We start from the raw sequence: 17,738 nt of genomic DNA on the forward strand, positions 1-17,738 counted from the left end.
CTCGTCGCACCTCAGCCAGCGTGGGGCTTAGCGCCCCCGCAGGGCGCTGCGGTTCATCCGCGCGCGGGTCGGGTCGACCCCGGCGGGGACGCCCTGGCGGATGCCGGGGAGGGACTTCAGCCGCTTGTTGACCACGGCCATCTCCTCCTTGGTCAGCTCCGGCTTGAGCTTGGTCAGGGTCATGCGGATCTTGCGGGCGGGCAGCTCGCCCTCGCCGGTGCCGACGATGTAGGTGTGCACCGGGACGCCGGGGGCGACGCGGGCGACCTTCTTGGTCTCCTTGGCGAAGAGCTTGTCGACGCGGTGCTTCGGGCCCTCACCGAGCAGGACGATGCCCGGACGGCCGAGCGCGCGGAAGACGACGGCCGCGGTGTTGATCTCGCTCGGCTTGGTCGCGTCGGCGGCCACCGGCTCCTGGTCGTAGTACCAGCCGCGGCGCAGCGCGGACAGGCCACCGATCGAGGCGCCGCGCTGGCCCTCCATCTGGGCGAAGGCGGCCCGCTCACCCCGGCGCGAGAGCACGATCATCGCGGCGAGCGCCGCGAAGGGCAGCGCCACGAGCAGCGAGGCGATGACGTGACCCATGACCAGGCCGATGACGACACCGATCGCGAGCACGACGACGAAGGCGAGCAGCATCCACAGCGTCACCTGCGGGTCGATCTGCTTGATCGTCCGGTAGACGGTGGCGATGCGCTTGAAGGGGTTCTCGCGCTTCGGCTTGGCGGGGGTGTCGGTCTTGCGGGCCATGAGGTCTGAGTCTAGTTGCTCGGAGGAGGTTCCTCGTCAGCCGTCCGTGCCGGTGGCGGGCTGGTCGAGGATCGCCTGCGCGCGGGACTTGGCCACGAGCGAGGCGGCCTCCTGGCGGGCCGGCTCGTCGATGGCCGCCTCGAGGTGCGAGAGGTGCTCGGGGATGGGGCGGCCCCACTTGCGCATCGCCGTCGCGTAGAGGCGACCGGCGCGGTAGCTCGAGCGCACGAGCGGACCGGCCATGACGCCCTTGAACCCGATCTCCTCGGCCAGCTCGCTCCAGTGGACGAACTCCTCGGGCTTGACCCACCGGTCGATCGGGTGGTGCAGCTTCGACGGACGCAGGTACTGGGTGATCGTGAGGATGTCGCAGCCCGCGTCGTGCAGGTCGCGGATGGCCTCCTCCACTTCGTGGTCCTCCTCGCCCATGCCGAGGATGAGGTTGGACTTGGTCACCAGGTCGGCCTCGCGGGCCATCGACAGGACCTTGAGCGACTTCTCGTACGTGAACGCCGGGCGGATCTTGCGGAAGATCCGCGGCACGGTCTCGAGGTTGTGGGCGAAGACCTCGGGACGGGCATCAAAAACACGGTTGACCTGGTCCGGTCGTGCGCCGAAGTCGGGCGGGAGGATCTCGACGCCGGTGTGCGGGTTGAGCTCGTGGATCGCGCGGATCGTCTCGGCGTACAGGGCCGCGGCGCCGTCGGGCTGGTCGTCGCGGGCGACGCCGGTGACGGTCGAGTAGCGCAGGCCCATCTCACGCACGGACTCGGCGACGCGGCGCGGCTCGTCCATGTCGAGCGAGGTCGGGCGGCCGGTGGCGATGTCGCAGAAGTCGCACCGGCGCGTGCACACGTCACCGCCGATGAGGAAGGTCGCCTCGCGATCCTCCCAGCACTCGAAGATGTTGGGGCAGCCCGCCTCCTGGCAGACGGTGTGCAGGCCCTGTCCGCTCACCCGGCCGCGGATGGCGTTGTACTCGGGGCCCATCTTCGCCGTGGTCCGGATCCACTCCGGCTTGCGCTCGATCGGGGTCTCGGCGTTGCGCGCCTCGACGCGCAGCAGACGACGTCCTTCGGGTGCGACGGTCACGCAGCTCTCCTGGCAGTCTCGGTGATCCCGGTCGTGTCCGGGATCACTCAAGCGTACGCCGCCACTGTGGAGGGTCGAAGGGGGGCGACGTGGACCCCCTTCGTCACTACACTGTGTAGTAGTCGCGGGCGACGCCCGCGCCCGACGCTGGAGGTAGTCATGACGGAGTCTCCCATCCACGTGATGCGCGCCCAGGAGAGCTGGGAGGCGCTGCGCGCCAACGAGTTCGGGCGCCTGGCCTTCCATCTCGCGGGGGAGGTGCACATCGTGCCGATCAACTACGCCACGGACGGCGAGGTCCTGCTCTTCCGCACCGCCGAGGGCAACAAGCTCCTCGGGATCGTCATGAGCTCCGACGTCGCCTTCGAGATCGACGGCTACGACTCCGCGCACGCCTGGTCGGTCATCGTGCGCGGCCGTGCCCGGGTGCTCGAGGGGAGTGACGAGCGGGAGCGGGCGGAGGCGTCGCGCTTGCGCTCGTGGATCCCGACCGACAAGGACGTCTTCGTCGAGATCACGCCCCACGAGGTGAGCGGGCGGCGCTTCGACCTGGCCAAGCCGTGGGAGCACATGCTCCCGACCGGCTGATCAGGCGGACGCGGCCGCGCCCCGGGTGAGGGGCAGGTCCTCGGTCATCACCTCGAGCAGGTGGGCCTTGGCCGAAGGGAGGATGTCGGCCACCGTGATCTCCCGCCCGGTCTCGAGCGCCAGCGTGGAGACATCGGCATCGGGGATGCCGCACGGGACGATGGTCTGCGTCCACGACAGGTCGCAGTCCACGTTGAGGCTGAAGCCGTGCATCGCGACGTCGCGGGAGACGCGGATGCCGATCTGGCCGAGCTTGCGGTCGCGGGTGCCGTCGGTGCCGGGGACCCAGATGCCGGAGCGGCCCGGCACGCGGGTGGCGGTCACACCCACGTCCGCGGCGACCCGGATCATCATCTCCTCGAGGCGGCGCACGTGGGCGATGACGTCACGCCGGCCGGGCAGGTGCGCGATCGGGTAGCCGACGAGCTGGCCCGGACCGTGCCAGGTGATCTTGCCGCCGCGGTCGACGTCGATGACCGGGGTGCCGTCCATCGGCCGCTCGTGCGGCTCGGTGCGCTTGCCCGCGGTGTACACGGCCGTGTGCTCGAGCAGCAGGGTGATGTCCTCGAGGTCGCCGGCCACGACCGCCGCGTGCACCTGCTTCTGGTGCTCCCAGGCGGTGAGGTAGTCGACGGTGTCGGGGGCGAAGCCCAGCTCCTCGAAGCGCATCCGGCCAGCCTACGCCGCGCTGTCGCGTCCCTCTTCGCCTCCCTGTCCGCCTTCGCCACCCCGTCAGCCCGGTGGAGGTAAACGCGCGGACGAATCACCCGCGAGTCGACGTCCACCCGGACCCGGGGCCGGTGATCACCGGGGCAGTCGCCGGACCTCGAGCGGGGTCTCGACGGCGCGACCGTCCGCTCCCTTCGTCACGACGTAGGCCCCCTTGCCGTCGACCTCGGAGACCGCCTCGACGAGCTCGGTGCCGCGGTAGACCAGGCCGACCCCGTCGTCGGTGCAGTGGGTCTCGCCGAGCGTGCCGTCGGCGACGAGCGCGTGGACGGTCGGGCGACGCCGGGCCTCGTTGTCGTAGTGCACGCCGTTGTCGAAGGGGAGCAGCCCGAGGCCGTCGGTGACGGCGCGCAGCTCGGGGCCGAAGGAGTCGGTCGTGCCGCCGCGGAACCAGCAGATCGAGCCCGCGCTCACGCCCGCGAGGACGACGCCCGCCTGCCACACGCGACGGAAGATCTCGTCGAGACCGTGCACCCGCCACACCGCGAGCAGGTTGGCGACGGACCCGCCGTTGACCCAGACGACGTCCTGCGCGAGCAGGTGGGCCTCCATGTCGTCGACGCTCGGCATGGGGAAGAGGTTGAGGTGGGTGACGTCGTAGCCGGCCGCCGCGCCTGCCTCGGAGAAGGCGGCGTTGAAGGTGCGCGAGTCACCATTGGCCGTGCCGAGCTGGCAGATGCGCGGACGGGAGGTCGTGCCCGACAGGTCCACGGCGTGGTGGACGAGACCGGCGAAAGCGAGGTCGCCCCGCTCCGGTCGGACGTAGCCACCCGAGGTGGCGAGGATCGTGGGGGAGTCGGCAGGCATGGCCGCAGTCTAGGAGCCCTGTGGATAAGTCGACGGGCGCGCCGGCGATCTGCGCCATCGTGGAGGCATGGACGAGATCCCGCCGCAGGTGCCCGGATACCGCCTGACGCGCGTGCTCGGGCGCGGCTCCACGTCGACGGTGTGGCGCGCTCGACGCGACGTCGACGACGAACTCGTCGCGATCAAGCTGCTGCCCGCCGGCGCCGACGAGGAGGCGGTGCGGGAGTACGCGATGCTCCAGCACGCGGCCGCGGAACATGTCGTGACGCTCCACGAGACGCTCGAGGTCGACAGCGACGACGGTCCGGCGATCGCGCTCGTCCTCGAGCACCTGGCCGGCGGGAGCTTGGCGCGGGTCGTCGCCGAGCGGGGCCATCTGACCCCGGGGGAGACGGTGACGGTCATCGCGCCGATCGCGCAGGCAGTGGCCGGGCTGCACGACCTCGGCATCGTCCACGGCGACCTCAGCCCGGGCAATGTCCTCCTCGACTCCACGGGCCGGCCGGCGCTCTCCGACCTCGGGTACTCCCGGCTGACGGGGGAGCCTGCCGGCGACGTGTACGGCACCGACGGGCACGTGGCACCGGAGGTGCTCGACGGCGGCGACCCGACCCGCGCGGCAGACGTCCACTCGCTCGGCGCGCTCGCGTGGCTGTGCCTCACCGGGGCCGCGCCGGGGCACATCGCCGAGCGTGCCTCGCTGGCCGACCTCGTCCCCGGGGTACCAGCGCTCGTCGCGGTCGTCGAGTCCTGTCTGGTTCCGGATGCCGAGGCCCGGCCGGAGGCGGACGAGGTGGCGCGTTCGGTCTTCGACGCGGTCCCCGCGCAGCCGTTGCGCATGACGGCGACAGGTGACGTCGCGACGAGCCTGACCCGGCGCATCCGCGAGGCGGCGGCCGAGGACGAGGTGCGCACCCCGCAGTGGCAGCTCGAGCTGACGCGTGCCGAGACGGACGAGCCGCGCCGGAGGTGGTGGCGTCGTCAGTCCCGGAGACGCTCCGGCGGGACGCGGGCGAAGGGAGGTCGCCACGCCGCTCCCCGCCGCCACCGCGACGAGCCGATCGACCTCACGCGGGACGTCGAGCCGGTCGAGGAGAGCGAACCGCGCGCCATCGCCCGGTCGGCACTCGGGCGCGATGGTGGGGGACGACGGGTGGGCGCCCTGGTGACGGTCGGCCTCGGTCTGCTGCTCGCCGTGCTCGTGCCGTGGCAGCAGCTGGCGAGTGCCGGTGCGCCCGACGCGCAGACCCCGGTGGCACCGCAGGGGACGAAGGGGGAGACCAGCCCCCTGCACGACCGCTCGGCAGCGCGGGAGGCGCCTCGACAGCTCGTGCAGGAGCTGACCGACCTGCGGCAGACGATGGTCGTCGAGCTCGACGACAGTGCCCGCACCACCCTCGACGAGCCGGGGTCGCCGGCGGCCACGCGTGACCGGGAGCTGGTCGCCGAGCTGCGTACGAGCGGTGCCCGGTACCGGGGCCTGACGATGACGGTGCGTTCGGCGAGCCTGCAGAGCACCAGCGGGGACCGCGCGGTGGTGCGCGCCGTGGTCGACGAGAGCGCATACGACGTCGCGGGCAAGGACGGCTCGCGCACCCCGCGGCCCGCGCGTCAGGGGCAGGAGGTCGACCTCGTCCTCGTCTGGCACGACGGTGCCTGGCGCGTGCGTGACGTCACCGCCGCCCCCGACCGGACGGACTGAACCGACCAAGCCGCGCATCTCCCCGGGCGGCTGCGCGGTCTGGCGCGCATTTGCCCGGGCGGCTGCGCGGTCTGGCGCGCATGTGCCCGGGCGGCTGCGCGGTCTGGCGCGCATTTGCCCGGGCGGCTGCGCGGTCTGGCGCGCATTTCCCCGGGCAAATGCGCGTTTGTCGGTCCGCGTCAGGCGAGGAGGTGGTCGAGGGCCTCGTCGAGGTGCTCGTGCCGGTGCTCGAAGCCGGCGGCGAGGAGTCGCTGCGGCAGGGCCCGGGTCGAGGCGAGCACCTCCCCGGAGAACTCACCGAGCACCACGCGCAGTGCCAGCCGAGGCGCGGGCAGCACGGCGGGGCGGTGAAGCCGTCGCCCGATGCCGCGAGCGAGCTCGCGCTGGCGCACCGGGTGCGGAGCCGTGAAGTTGAACGGCCCGACGAGCGCTGGGTCCTCGACGAGCCGCGTGTACCCACGGACGACATCCGTCAGCGTCACCCACGGCATCCACTGGCGGCCCGAGCCGAGCGGACCACCCAGGCCGAGCCGACCCAGCCGGAGCATCGGGGCGAGGGCGCCGCCCTTCGTCGACAGGACGATCCCGGTGCGGGCGTGGGCCACCGGCACACCGGCCGCGACCGCCGGCGCGGTCGCTCCCTCCCAGTCCCGCACGAGGCCGGCGACGAAGCTGTCGGCCTGGGCCGAGTCCTCCGTCAGGACCTCGTCGCCCCGGTCGCCGTAGACGCCGATCCCCGACGCCGTGACGAGTCGCGTCGGACCGTGGCCCGCAGCGATCGAGCGCGCGATGAGGTCGGTGCTGTCGACGCGCGAGGAGTGCACCAGCGCCTTGTACTCCGGCGTCCAGCGCTGGTCGCCGATGCCGGCGCCGGCCAGGTGGACGACGGCGTCGACACCGGCGAGCACCTCCGCGGGCAGGTCCTGCGCCTGCGGGTCCCACTGACGCTCATGAGGCCCCGACGGCGCCCGGCGCACGAGGTGGACCACGTCGTGCCCTTCCGCCGCCAGCGCAGACGACAGCGCGCCGCCGATCAGTCCGGAGGCTCCGGTGATGGCGACGCGCTGTTGTGGGGTGCTCACGGTCAGGCCTCGAAGCGGCCTTCCTCAAGGCGAGCCTTGACGGTCCCGAGGAAGCGAGCGGCGTCGGCGCCGTCGACGACCCGGTGGTCGTAGCTGAGCGCCAGGTACATCATCGACCGGATGGCCAGCGTCTCGCCGCCGTCGTCGGTCGTGATGACGACCGGCCGACGCACGATGGCGCCGGTGCCGAGCATCGCGACCTGCGGCTGGTTGAGGATCGGGGTGTCGAAGAGCGCACCCCGGCTGCCGGTGTTGGTGATGGTGAAGGTCCCGCCCGACAGGTCGTCCGGCGTGATCTTGTTGTTGCGCGTGCGGTCCGCGACGTCCGCGATCGCCCGGGCGAGGCCGGCGACGTTGAGGTCACCGGCGTTCTTGACGACCGGGGTGAGCAGCCCGCGCTCGGTGTCCACGGCGATGGAGAGGTTCTCCTGGCCGTGGTAGACGATCTCGTCGCCCTCGACACTCGAGTTGATGCTCGGGTGCTCCTTGAGCGCCTCGGCCGTGGCCAGGGCGATGAAGGGGAGGAACGAGAGCTTCGTGCCCTCGCGGCTGGCGAACTCGGCCTTGGCGGCGTCGCGCACGCGGGCCACCTTGGTCATGTCGACCTCGACGACCGTCGTCAGCTGGGCGCTGACCTGCAGCGACTCGACCATGCGCTCGGCGATGACCTTGCGCAGGCGGGTCATCTTCTCGCGGGTGCCGCGCTTGGATGTCGGCACGTTGGACTCCAGCCCGGCCGGCACACCGGACGGCGCGGACGCCGCCGGAGCTGCAGCGGCAGGGGCGGCCGCCGGGGCGGACTCCTGCGGCTGGTTCTTGGCGTTGGCCGCCTCGAGCACGTCCTGCTTGCGGATGCGACCACCGATGCCGGTGCCCGTGACCGTCGCGAGGTCGATGCCGTTGTCCGCCGCGATCTTGCGCACTAGCGGCGTGACGTAGGCGGAGGCGTCGCCACCGGAGGCCTCGGCCTTGGGCGCTTCGGCCTTGGGGGCCTCCACCTTCGGTGCGTCCGCCTTGGGCGCCTCTGCCTTGGGCGCCTCGGCCTTCGGAGCCTCCTGCTTGGGAGCCTCCTGCTTCGGCTCCTCCTTGGGCTCCTCAGCCTGCGCGGCCTCCGGCTCCTGCTCGGCAGCCTCCTGCGCGTCGGTGCCGGCCGTCTGGGGGTCCTCCTCCTCGGCCTGCGGCGCGGGGGACTCCGCGGCGGCGTCCTCGGACTCGCCGCCACCGGAGCCACCGACGATCGCCAGGTCGGCGCCGACCTCGACGGTCTCGTCCTCCTGGACGAGGATCTTGGTCAGGGTGCCCGCGACGGGGGAGGGGATCTCGGTGTCGACCTTGTCGGTCGAGACCTCGAGGAGCGGCTCGTCGACCTCGACGGTGTCACCCTCGGCCTTGAGCCAGCGCGAGACGGTGCCCTCGGTGACGGACTCACCGAGCGCGGGCATCGCGACCTTCGTGCCCTCGCCACCGGAGGCGGGCTTGGCCTCGGCCGCCGGCGCCTCCTCAGCCTTGGGCTCCTCGGCGGGGGCCTCCTCGGCCTCCTCCTCGGCCTTCGGCTCCTCAGCCGGGGCCTCCTCCGTCTCCTCGGCCTGCGCCGAGTCGTCACCGGAGTCGGACGCCGCCGGGGCGTCACCGTCACCGATCACCGCGAGGTCGGCTCCGACCTCGACGGTCTCGTCCTCCTCGACGAGGATCTCCTGGATCGTTCCGGCGACGGGCGAAGGGATCTCGGTGTCGACCTTGTCGGTCGAGACTTCGAGCAGGGGCTCGTCAACCTCCACCGTGTCGCCAACGTTCTTCAGCCATCGCGTCACGGTGCCCTCGGTCACGGACTCGCCGAGGGCCGGCATCGTCACCCGCTCAGACATGCGCCTCTGCTCCTTCTATCGAGATGGTTCACGTCACAGACTCTCACGAGTCGGTGTGTTCCTGTCCACAGGGCCCACGTCCGCGAACGCGATGGTTCGCCGTCGTCGACGGGACCTGCGTGGTCGGGGTCAGGCATGGGCGTGGAGGGGGCGTCCGGCCGCGAGCATCGCGGCCTCCCCGAGCGCCTCGCCCTGACTGGGGTGGGCGTGCACCAGGGGCGCGATGTCCTCCGGGTGCGCCTCCCACCCGACGGCCAGCTGGGCCTCGCTGATGAGCTCGCTGACACCAAGGCCGACCATGTGGACGCCGAGGACCGGACCGTCCTTCTCCCGCACGAGCGTCACCGAGCCGGTGGTGCCGCGGATGATGCTGCGACCGTTGCCCCCCAACGGATACGTGACGGTCTCGACGTCCTTGCCGGCCCCCTTCGCCGCCTCCGTGGACAGGCCGACGGAGGCGATCTCGGGGTCGCAATAGGTCACCTTGGGGATGTTGACGTCGTCGACGGGCTTGGGGTCGAGTCCGGCGACGTCCTCGGCGACGAAGATGCCGTGGGCGAAGCCGCGGTGCGCCAGCTGCAGACCCGGCACGAGGTCGCCGACGGCGCGCACGCCCTCGACGCCGGTGCGCAGCCGCTCGTCGGTCGGGACGTAGCCGCGATCGGTCGCGACGCCGACCTCCTCGAGGCCGATGCCATCGCTGCGCGGGCCGCGGCCCACGGCGACGAGGACGAGGTCGACCTCGAGCGGGTCGGCGCCCTCGAGGTGGACGGTCGCGCGCTGCTCGTCGGCTTCGACCGAGGTGACCCGGGTCGAGGTGAGCGTGGTGATCTTGCGCTTCTTGAACTCGCGGGTCAGGTGCTTGGAGATCGACGGCTCCTCGAGCGCGACGATCCGGTCGAGGGCCTCGACGACGGTGACCTCGGCGCCGAAGCTGCGCAGCATCGAGGCGAACTCCACGCCGATCACGCCGCCACCGAGCACGGCGACGCGCTGCGGGATCTCGGCGAGGTTCATCGCCTGGTCGCTCGTCATGACGCGCGGGCCGAGCTCGACGCCCGGGATGGTCCGCGCGTATGAGCCGGTCGCCAGGACGACGGTCCGACCGCTGACGCGACGGGTGCCCCCTTCGCCCTCGACCTCGACGGTGGTCGCGTCGACGAGCCGGCCACGGCCGGTGACGACCTCGATGCCGGCCTGCCCGATCAGGCCCGTCAGACCCTTGTACAGCTGGGAGACGACCTTGTCCTTGCGCGCGTGCAGCGCCACGGTGTCGATGCCCTCGAAGGTCGTGAGGATCCCGTGCGCGGCCCCCGCGCGCGCCCCGTCGGCCAGCTCGGCCGCGTGCAGCAGCGCCTTGGTCGGGATGCACCCGCGGTGCAGGCAGGTCCCACCGATCTTGTCCTCCTCGACCAGGGCCACGGACAGGCCCAGCTGGGAGGCGCGCAGCGCGCAGGCGTAGCCGCCGCTGCCGGCGCCCAGGACCACGAGGTCGAAGGGGGACGAGGTCGAGTTCGTGGGGTCGGCCACGGGTGTGCTCCTTTGCGCTGGGTGTGTCCGGGGTCACGGACGGCCCCCAGCGTAGAGGGTGCGGGGCTTGGCCTCGCGACCTGGTTGCGCAGGTGCAGGACTGGACGCGGACGAGGCGATGCCCCGGGACGAGGCGATGCCCCGGGACGAGGCGATGCCCCGGGACGGGGCTGGCGCGAATCAAGGAGAAGTCCGGACTGCCCACCCACCGTGAGACGGAGGGAGAGCGGTCCGGACTTTTCCCCAGCGCCACCCCGTGCCCGGGGCATCGCCGGTCGGGTGGGTCAGACCGGGTGGGTCAGACCAGGTTGGCCAGGTGCTCCAGGAGGGTGCCGACGGCGACGCCGGTGCCGCCCTTGGGGATGTGGCCCCACGGGCCGCCCTCGTTGAAGGACGGGCCGGCGATGTCGAGGTGCGCCCACGGGATGCTCTCGCCGTCGGCGTCCTTGGCGAACTCCTGCAGGAAGAGACCGGCGGTCAGGGCGCCGCCCCAGCGGTCGCCCTTGTGCGCGATGTCGGCGACGGCGGAGTCCAGGCCCGAGCGCAGGTCGGCGGGCAGCGGCAGCGGCCAGCTCTCCTCGTCGGCGCGGTCGGCGGCCTCGGTGATCGCCTCGCGCAGCTCGTCGTCGTTGCCCATGACGCCGAAGATCTTCGGGCCGAGGGCGACGACACACGCGCCGGTCAGGGTGGCGACGTCGAGGATCTGGTCCGGGTCGGACTCGGCGGCCAGGGCCATGCCGTCGGCGAGGACCATGCGGCCCTCGGCGTCGGTGTCGATGATCTCGACGGTCGTGCCGTTGCGCATCGTGACGACGTCACCGGGGCGCTGGGCGTTGCCGCCGGGCATGTTCTCGGCGAGGCAGAGGTAGCCGGTGACGGCGACGGGCAGCTCGAGCTCGGCGGCGGCGACGACGGTCGCGGCGACCGCGGCGGCACCGGCCATGTCGGACTTCATCGTCGTCATGCCGGCGGAGGGCTTGATACACACGCCACCGGTGTCGAAGGTGATGCCCTTGCCGACGAGCGCGACGTGCGGGACCTTCTTGCTGCGCGGGGCATAGGAGAGGGTGACGATGCGCGGCGGACGGCTGCTGCCCTGGCCGACGCCGACGATGCCGCCGAAGCCGCCCTCGACGAGCGCCTTGTCGTCGAGCACCTTGACGGTCAGCTTGCCGGAGGAGGCCTTGGCGACCTCCTGGACCTGCTCGGTGAAGGACTGCGGGTAGAGCAGGTTGGGCGCCGTGTTGACCAGGTCGCGGGCCCAGGCGACGTTGCGCGCGACGGTCGCGGCGGTGTCGAGCACGTCCTTGGGCGCGGACTCGCGACCGAGGGAGGAAAAGACGGTGATCTCGCGGTCCTGCGTCTCGCCGGGCGCGGACTTGTGCGCGGTGAAGGTGTAGTCGCCGGAGACGGCGCCCTCGGCGATCGCGGCGAGGTCGCTGTCGTCGGTGTGCGGCAGCGAGATCGCGACCGAGCCCTTGCCCGCGGCACGGACGGCCGCACCGGCGGCGCGACGCAGCGCGTCGGTGGGGTACCCCCCTTCGTCCGTCGTGGTGTCACCGAGCCCGACGAGGACGACCTTGTCGGCCTTGAGGCCGGGCACGGCGGGAAGGGTGGCGGTCGCCCCGACCTTGGTCCCCACCTCGAGGACCGGCAGGACCTGGTCGAGGTGCTTGGCGGTGGTCTTGGGCAGCTCGGTGCTCGCCACGGCGGTGACCGGGTCGGAACCGGTGACCCCGATGACGAGGGTGCGGCCGGACCAGGCGGCGAGGGAACGGGAACCGAGGATCAACGAGGGCACGTGTGGGCGCCTTTCGGTCGGAGAGATGGGTCTGTCTACCCTCGGCAGGCTATCCCGTATGGCGAGACTGTAGGTTCGGACGCATGACCGACAGTGACGTCCTGCGTACCTCCCCGATCCACGAGCGCCACGTCGCGCGCGAGGCCAAGATGGCCGACTTCGGCGGCTGGGACATGCCCATCGAGTACCCCGGCGGCGGGGTCGTCGCCGAGCACACGGCCGTGCGTGAGCGGGTGGGCCTGTTCGACGTGAGCCATCTGGGCAAGGCGCGGGTCTCCGGTGCCGGCGCGGCGGAGCTCATCAACACCACGCTGACCAACGACCTCGGTCGGATCGGACCCGGCAAGGCGCAGTACACGTTGTGCTGCAACGAGTCCGGGGGAGTGGTCGACGACCTCATCGCCTACCTGCGCAGCGACGACGACGTCTTCCTCGTGCCCAACGCCGCCAACACCGCGACCGTCGTGCGCATGCTCCAGGAGGCGGCGCCGGAGGGTGTCGAGGTGAGCGACCTGCACGAGGACTACGTGGTCCTCGCCGTCCAGGGCCCCAAGAGCGACGAGGTGCTCACCGCCCTCGGTCTGCCGGTCGACCACGACTACATGTCCTTCGACGACGCGCAGTGGGAGGGCCACGACGTCACCGTCTGCCGCACGGGCTACACGGGGGAGCGCGGCTACGAGCTCGTCGCCCCGGCAACCGCCGGACTGCAGCTGTGGGACGCGCTCGTCGAGGCGATGGCCCCCTTCGACGGCCTGGTCTGCGGTCTGGGTGCGCGCGACACGCTGCGCACCGAGATGGGCTACCCGCTCCACGGCAACGACCTGTCGCCCGAGATCACCCCGGTCATGGCGCGCTCCGCGTGGGCCGTCGGCTGGGACAAGGAGACGTTCTGGGGCAAGGACGCGCTCGTCGCGCAGCGCGTCGCCAAGTCCTCCCGGCTGCTGCGTGGCCTGCTCGTCACCGGCCGCGGCATCCCGCGCAGCCACTGCGCGGTCAAGGTCGATGGCGCCGAGGTCGGTGAGGTCACCTCCGGCACGTTCAGCCCGACGCTCAAGCAGGGCATCGCGCTGGCGCTGCTCGACCGCTCCGTCGCCGAGGGCGACGAGGTCGTCATCGACGTGCGCGGTCGGGAGATCCCGGCGAAGGTGACCAAGCCTCCCTTCGTCGAGGTGCAGGTGAGGCAGGGATGAGCGATGCCGGTGTCGAGCACACGAGCGAGGAACGAGCGAGGCGCGCAGACGCCGCAGCATCGCGAGGCGAAAGCATGAGCGCGGCATCGGCAGGCGAAAGCATGAGCGGGGCAGGCGAGTCCTATCGCTGGCGCCTCGAGGACGCCGACGGCAAGCCGCTGCCGAGCGACCACACGGTGCCCTTCCCGACGCAGGCGGACGCCGAGGCGTGGTTCGCCGAGTCGTGGGAGGACCTGGCCGGCGCGGGCGTGGCCCAGGTCAGCCTGCTGCGCGAGTCCGAGGTCGTCTACGGCCCGATGTCGCTGTCGGCGGGCTGAGGGTCAGGTCCCTTCGAGGCTCCTCGCAGGGCTCGTCGCACCTCAGGGAGCGGAGCGTCGCTCAGCGGGGGGTGCCGCCGCGCTCGACCATCGGCTTGGGCATGCGGGTGCGCCGGATCTGGAAGCAGCGCATGACCGTGTACATCGCCAAGCCGCGGGTCTCGGTGTCCGCGCCGAAGCGCTCGAGGATCTTCTTCTTCGTGCGGCGCCACAGCAGCACCGCGTCGAGGATCGCGATGAAGATCAACAGGTAGACGCCGAGGAAGGCGTAGGTCGCCCATGGTGCGGCGAAGAGGCTGAGCACGAGCACGCCGAGCATGAGGGGCAGCAGCCACTCGCCGAGGTTGAAGCGCACGTCGACGCTGTCGCGGACGAAGCGGCGGACCGGGCCCTTGTCGCGCGGCGGCAGGTGCTTCTCGTCGCCGGTCATCATCGCCTCGCGCATCCTCTGCGCGTTCTCCCGCCGGGCTGCGCGGTCGGCGGCGCGGGCGGACTTGCGGTCGGTCTGCACGAGGGGACGCTTGCGCGCGGCCTCCTGGTCGCGCCGCTTGGGCGTGGGCCGGTTCTTGGCGCCCTCGCGGTGGGCGCGCTCCTCGACCTGGGGAGCGGCGGTCTCGTCATCCTTCTTGCGTCCGAACACGAGGAGAACTCTAGGTGCACCCCAGCGGTGGGTCGGAGTCGGTGGTCCGCGATACCGTCGGCGGCGTGACCGACACCACCCTCACCGCAGACCAGATCGAGACCCTGCGCGCCCGCGTGCGCGAGCTGATGCCGCAGGTGCGCGCCGACCTCGAGGACCTCACCCGGATCCCGAGCGTCAGCCTCGACTCCTTCGACCAGGCCCACGTGCAGGCCTCCGCCGAGCGCACTGCGGAGCTGCTCCGCGCGGAGGGTCTCGACGTCGAGATCGTGAGCGAAGGGGGGCGCCCCGCCGTCATCGGGCACGTGGACGGACCGGAGGGCGCACCCACCGTCCTGCTCTACGCGCACCACGATGTGCAGCCGCCCGGCAACCGCGAGGACTGGGACAGCGACCCCTTCGAGCCGACCGAGCGCGACGGGCGCCTCTACGGACGCGGCGCGGCCGACGACAAGGCCGGGATCATGGCGCACGTCGCGGCCCTGCGGGCCCACTCCGGCAACCTGCCGGTCGGCGTGACGATCTTCGTCGAGGGCGAGGAGGAGATCGCCAGCGAGTCGCTGCCGCGACTCCTCGAGCGCCACGGCGACAAGCTGACCTCCGACGCGATCGTGCTCGCCGACTCGCTCAACTGGGCCATCGGCACGCCCGCCCTGACGACGACGCTGCGGGGCTCCCTTCGCGCCGTCGTCACCGTGCGCACGCTGGACCACGGGGTGCACTCCGGCATGTTCGGCGGGGCCTGCCCCGACGCCATCACCGCGCTGTGCCGCCTCATGGCCACGCTCCACGACGACCAGGGCGACGTGGCGATCGAGGGGCTGCTGCACACCGACGCGCCCGACATCGACTACGACGAGGCCCGCCTGCGCGAGGAGTCCGGACTGCTCGACGCGACCGAGCTCATCGGCACCGGCTCGATCCCCTCGCGCCTGTGGACCAAGCCCGCGGCGGTCGTCATCGGCATCGACGCGCCGAGCGTCGACGAGGCCGGCAACGTGCTCAACGCGAGCGCCAGCGCCAAGGTCAACCTGCGGCTGAACCCCACCCAGGATCCGCAGGAGGCGTGGGAGGCCTTCCAGCGGCACCTGCAGGACTACGCGCCGTGGGGTGCCACGGTCGAGGTCGAGCTCGACGAGCAGGGCTGGGGCTTCGCCGCCGACGCGCAGGGCCCGGTCTACGACCAGGCCCGGGCCGCCTTCGCCGACGCCTGGGGCACCGACCCGGTCGACGTGGGCATCGGTGGCTCCATCCCCTTCGTCCAGGCGTTCGCGGAGAAGTTCCCCGACGCCGCGATCCTCGTCACCGGCGTCGAGGACCCGGACACCCGCGCCCACGGGGCCAACGAGTCGCTGCACCTGGGTGAGTTCGAAAAGGTGTGCACCGCCGAGGCGCTGCTGCTGGCCCGCCTCGGCGCGATGCGCGGCTGACGAGGAGCCGACGTGCCGCAGAGCGCCGAGGAGATCTTCGAGCTGGCGAGGGCGCGCACCGACGCGCCCTCACTGGACTTCGTCGAGTGGGCCGCCTTCCCGTGGGCGGCCGATGGGGGTCGCGTGGTCGCCAAGGACCTGCTCCCCCCGGTCGAGACCGACCGCGTCCGCAACGGCGAAGGGGGTCGTGACTGCTGGCGGTGCGAGCATCCCGACGAGGGGGTTGTCTGGAGCAACGAGCGCTGGGTGCTCTCGACCGACCGGGAGGGTCGGGGCGGCCTGCTGGCGCTGTGGTTGCAGACCCGCGAGCACATGGACTTCGGCGACATGGACGAGGACCTCGCGGGGGAGTGGGGGCGGCTCGTGCACCGCCTGCACAACGCGATGCTCGCCCTGCCCAACGCCGGTCGCGTCCACATCGGCAAGTGGGGCGACGGCACCGCACACCTGCACACCCTCGCGATGGTCCGGCCGGCACGCCTGCCTCAGGTCATCGGCTCCTTCGCCGTCGAGTGGGACGACATCCTGCCGCCGGTGCCCGAGGAGGTCTGGCAGCGCGAGGTCGACGAGGTCGTCGCGGTGATGGGCACGCGCGACGGCGCGACCGGAGGAGACTGAGGTCATGGTCCGGCTCATCGCGGTGCACGGGGACATCACCACCCAGCAGGTCGACGCGATCGTCAACGCCGCCAACTCCGCGATGCGCGGTGGCGGGGGCGTCGACGGTGCGATCCACCGTGCCGGCGGTCCGGCGGTCCTCGAGGACTGCATCGCCCGGTTCCCCGACGGCCTGGCCACGGGAGATGCGGGGTGGACGACCGCGGGAGACCTCCCTTCGCGCTGGGTGATCCACACGGTCGGCCCCAACCACGCTGCCGGACAACGCGATCGGTCGTTGCTCGTCTCCTGCTACCGCAGGAGCCTCGAGGTCGCCGACGAGCTCGGTGCACGTTCGGTGGCCTTCCCGCTCATCAGCGCCGGCATCTACGGCTGGCCCAAGGACGACGCGATCGCTGCCGCCGTCGAGACGATCTCGGGTGCGGACACCGCCGTGGAGGAGGCGCGGATCGTGGCCTTCGACGCGCAGACGCATGGGCGGGTCGCCACCGCTCTGGCTAAAAGTTAAACTTTCAACTAAGGTGGTCGGCATGGCACAGGGCACATACGTCGAAAAGGACTTCAACCGCGACACCGCGTACATCGAGGACCGGATCACCTCCGACGGGTCCAGCGAGTGGCCGGTCGAGCCGGGGCGCTACCGCCTCGTCGTCTCCCGAGCCTGTCCGTGGGCCAACCGCGCGATCATCGTGCGCCGGCTCCTTGGCCTCGAGGACGTCATCTCGATGGGCATCGCCGGGCCCACCCACGACGCCGACAGCTGGACCTTCGACCTCGACGAGGGGCACCTCGACCCGGTGCTCGGCATCCCGCGCATCAAGGACGCCTACCTGGCGCGCTTCCCCGACTACCCCAAGGGGATCACCGTCCCGGTGATGGTCGACGTGCCGAGCGGCCAGGTCGTCACCAACAACTTCCCGCAGATCACCGAGGACTTCTCGACCCAGTGGCGCGAGCACCACCGCGAGGGGGCGCCCGACCTGTGGCCCGAGCACCTGCGCGAGGAGATGGCGGTCGTCAACAAGCGCGTGTACACCGAGGTCAACAACGGCGTGTACCGCTGCGGGTTCTCCGGCGACCAGGCGGCGTACGACGCGGCGTACGACCGGCTCTGGGCCGCGATGGACTGGCTCGAGGAGCGACTCTCGACGCGCCGCTACCTCATGGGCGACCACATCACCGAGGCCGACGTGCGGCTCTTCACGACCCTCGCGCGCTTCGATCCCGTCTACCACGGCCACTTCAAGGCCAACCGCTCCAAGCTCACCGAGATGCCGGTGCTGTGGGCCTACGCCCGTGACCTCTTCACCACGCCCGGCTTCGGTGACACGACCGACTTCGTGCACATCAAGAGCCACTACTACGAGGTCCACCGGGACATCAACCCGACCGGCATCTTGCCCGCCGGGCCCGACTACTCCAACTGGCTGGAGCCGCACGGTCGCGAGGCCCTGGGCGGATCCCCCTTCGGCCCGGACGGGACCCCGCCCGGTGCACCGAGTGAGGCCGAGCGGGTGCCGGTCGAGCACAACCCGCTGCTCGACGAGACCGGGATGGTCCGCACCGCCTGAGGCTCTCTCCTCCCCACCCACCC

General features: G+C 71.8%; 17 protein-coding genes. 8 read left to right on the forward strand and 9 right to left on the reverse strand.

Features of this window, described 5'->3' with window-relative positions; genetic code table 11:
- Positions 1-27: 27 nt before the first annotated feature.
- Together JAN01S_RS14190 and lipA are read right to left on the reverse strand one after the other, a co-directional pair.
- The gene (locus JAN01S_RS14190) at positions 28-750 is read right to left on the reverse strand and encodes a DUF4191 domain-containing protein (protein WP_068319268.1); all 723 of its coding nucleotides are present in this window, start codon (positions 748-750) and stop codon (positions 28-30) included.
- A 36-nt stretch (positions 751-786) separates the two neighbouring features.
- Positions 787-1,842: a lipoyl synthase gene (gene lipA, locus JAN01S_RS14195; RefSeq protein WP_068319269.1), complete on the reverse strand. Its 1,056-nt coding sequence runs from the start codon at positions 1,840-1,842 to the stop codon at positions 787-789.
- Positions 1,843-2,001: 159 nt separating this feature from the next.
- Between lipA and JAN01S_RS14200 the strand changes: the two genes are divergently transcribed.
- Positions 2,002-2,430, forward strand: coding sequence for a pyridoxamine 5'-phosphate oxidase family protein (locus JAN01S_RS14200; RefSeq protein WP_068319270.1), 429 nt, complete (start codon positions 2,002-2,004; stop codon positions 2,428-2,430).
- On the opposite strand, the gene lipB is transcribed toward JAN01S_RS14200, so the two are convergent.
- Together lipB and JAN01S_RS14210 are read right to left on the reverse strand one after the other, a co-directional pair.
- Complete coding sequence (gene lipB / locus JAN01S_RS14205; protein ID WP_068319271.1) at positions 2,431-3,099, reverse strand: lipoyl(octanoyl) transferase LipB; 669 nt, start codon at positions 3,097-3,099, stop codon at positions 2,431-2,433. It abuts the gene before it with no gap.
- Positions 3,100-3,234: 135 nt separating this feature from the next.
- Positions 3,235-3,966 (reverse strand): Type 1 glutamine amidotransferase-like domain-containing protein, encoded by a 732-nt coding sequence (locus JAN01S_RS14210; protein ID WP_068319272.1) that lies wholly within the window; start codon positions 3,964-3,966, stop codon positions 3,235-3,237.
- A gap of 67 nt (positions 3,967-4,033) precedes the next feature.
- Between JAN01S_RS14210 and JAN01S_RS14215 the strand changes: the two genes are divergently transcribed.
- A complete protein-coding gene (locus JAN01S_RS14215; RefSeq protein WP_068319273.1) occupies positions 4,034-5,668 on the forward strand; it encodes a protein kinase domain-containing protein in 1,635 nt (544 codons plus the stop codon).
- A gap of 179 nt (positions 5,669-5,847) precedes the next feature.
- Here JAN01S_RS14215 and JAN01S_RS14220 read toward each other — a convergent pair whose 3' ends face one another.
- From JAN01S_RS14220 to JAN01S_RS14235, 4 genes are all read right to left on the reverse strand, one after another.
- Positions 5,848-6,750, reverse strand: coding sequence for a TIGR01777 family oxidoreductase (locus JAN01S_RS14220; RefSeq protein ID WP_068319274.1), 903 nt, complete (start codon positions 6,748-6,750; stop codon positions 5,848-5,850).
- 2 nt (positions 6,751-6,752) lie between these two features.
- Positions 6,753-8,615, reverse strand: coding sequence for a 2-oxoglutarate dehydrogenase, E2 component, dihydrolipoamide succinyltransferase (sucB, locus tag JAN01S_RS14225; RefSeq protein ID WP_068319275.1), 1,863 nt, complete (start codon positions 8,613-8,615; stop codon positions 6,753-6,755).
- Between the two features lie 129 nt (positions 8,616-8,744).
- On the reverse strand, positions 8,745-10,145 hold the full coding sequence (lpdA, locus tag JAN01S_RS14230) for a dihydrolipoyl dehydrogenase (RefSeq protein ID WP_068319276.1): 1,401 nt from the start codon (positions 10,143-10,145) through the stop codon (positions 8,745-8,747).
- A 298-nt stretch (positions 10,146-10,443) separates the two neighbouring features.
- The gene (locus JAN01S_RS14235; protein WP_068319277.1) at positions 10,444-11,946 is read right to left on the reverse strand and encodes a leucyl aminopeptidase; all 1,503 of its coding nucleotides are present in this window, start codon (positions 11,944-11,946) and stop codon (positions 10,444-10,446) included.
- 83 nt (positions 11,947-12,029) lie between these two features.
- On the opposite strand from JAN01S_RS14235, the gene gcvT reads away from it, so the two are divergent.
- Positions 12,030-13,139, forward strand: coding sequence for a glycine cleavage system aminomethyltransferase GcvT (gene gcvT / locus JAN01S_RS14240; RefSeq protein WP_068319278.1), 1,110 nt, complete (start codon positions 12,030-12,032; stop codon positions 13,137-13,139).
- Positions 13,140-13,240: 101 nt separating this feature from the next.
- Positions 13,241-13,456 carry a hypothetical protein gene (locus tag JAN01S_RS14245; protein ID WP_068319279.1) on the forward strand — a complete coding sequence of 72 codons (216 nt, stop codon included), beginning with the start codon at positions 13,241-13,243 and terminating at the stop codon, positions 13,454-13,456.
- A gap of 61 nt (positions 13,457-13,517) precedes the next feature.
- On the opposite strand, the gene JAN01S_RS14250 is transcribed toward JAN01S_RS14245, so the two are convergent.
- Positions 13,518-14,096 (reverse strand): DUF3043 domain-containing protein, encoded by a 579-nt coding sequence (locus tag JAN01S_RS14250; RefSeq protein ID WP_068319280.1) that lies wholly within the window; start codon positions 14,094-14,096, stop codon positions 13,518-13,520.
- A gap of 65 nt (positions 14,097-14,161) precedes the next feature.
- Here JAN01S_RS14250 and JAN01S_RS14255 point away from each other — a divergent pair, with 65 nt between their 5' ends.
- Genes JAN01S_RS14255 through JAN01S_RS14270 form a run of 4 tightly spaced genes read left to right on the forward strand, consistent with a single transcriptional unit; the run spans position 14,162 to position 17,715 of the window.
- Positions 14,162-15,526, forward strand: coding sequence for a dipeptidase (locus tag JAN01S_RS14255; RefSeq protein ID WP_068319284.1), 1,365 nt, complete (start codon positions 14,162-14,164; stop codon positions 15,524-15,526).
- 12 nt (positions 15,527-15,538) lie between these two features.
- Positions 15,539-16,144, forward strand: coding sequence for a hypothetical protein (locus tag JAN01S_RS14260; RefSeq protein ID WP_068319281.1), 606 nt, complete (start codon positions 15,539-15,541; stop codon positions 16,142-16,144).
- A 4-nt stretch (positions 16,145-16,148) separates the two neighbouring features.
- A complete protein-coding gene (locus JAN01S_RS14265; RefSeq protein WP_068319282.1) occupies positions 16,149-16,652 on the forward strand; it encodes an O-acetyl-ADP-ribose deacetylase in 504 nt (167 codons plus the stop codon).
- Between the two features lie 22 nt (positions 16,653-16,674).
- Complete coding sequence (locus JAN01S_RS14270) at positions 16,675-17,715, forward strand: glutathione S-transferase family protein (RefSeq protein WP_068319283.1); 1,041 nt, start codon at positions 16,675-16,677, stop codon at positions 17,713-17,715.
- Positions 17,716-17,738: the final 23 nt, after the last annotated feature.

Source organism: Janibacter anophelis NBRC 107843 (assembly GCF_001570945.1).
Classification (GTDB): domain Bacteria; phylum Actinomycetota; class Actinomycetes; order Actinomycetales; family Dermatophilaceae; genus Janibacter; species Janibacter anophelis.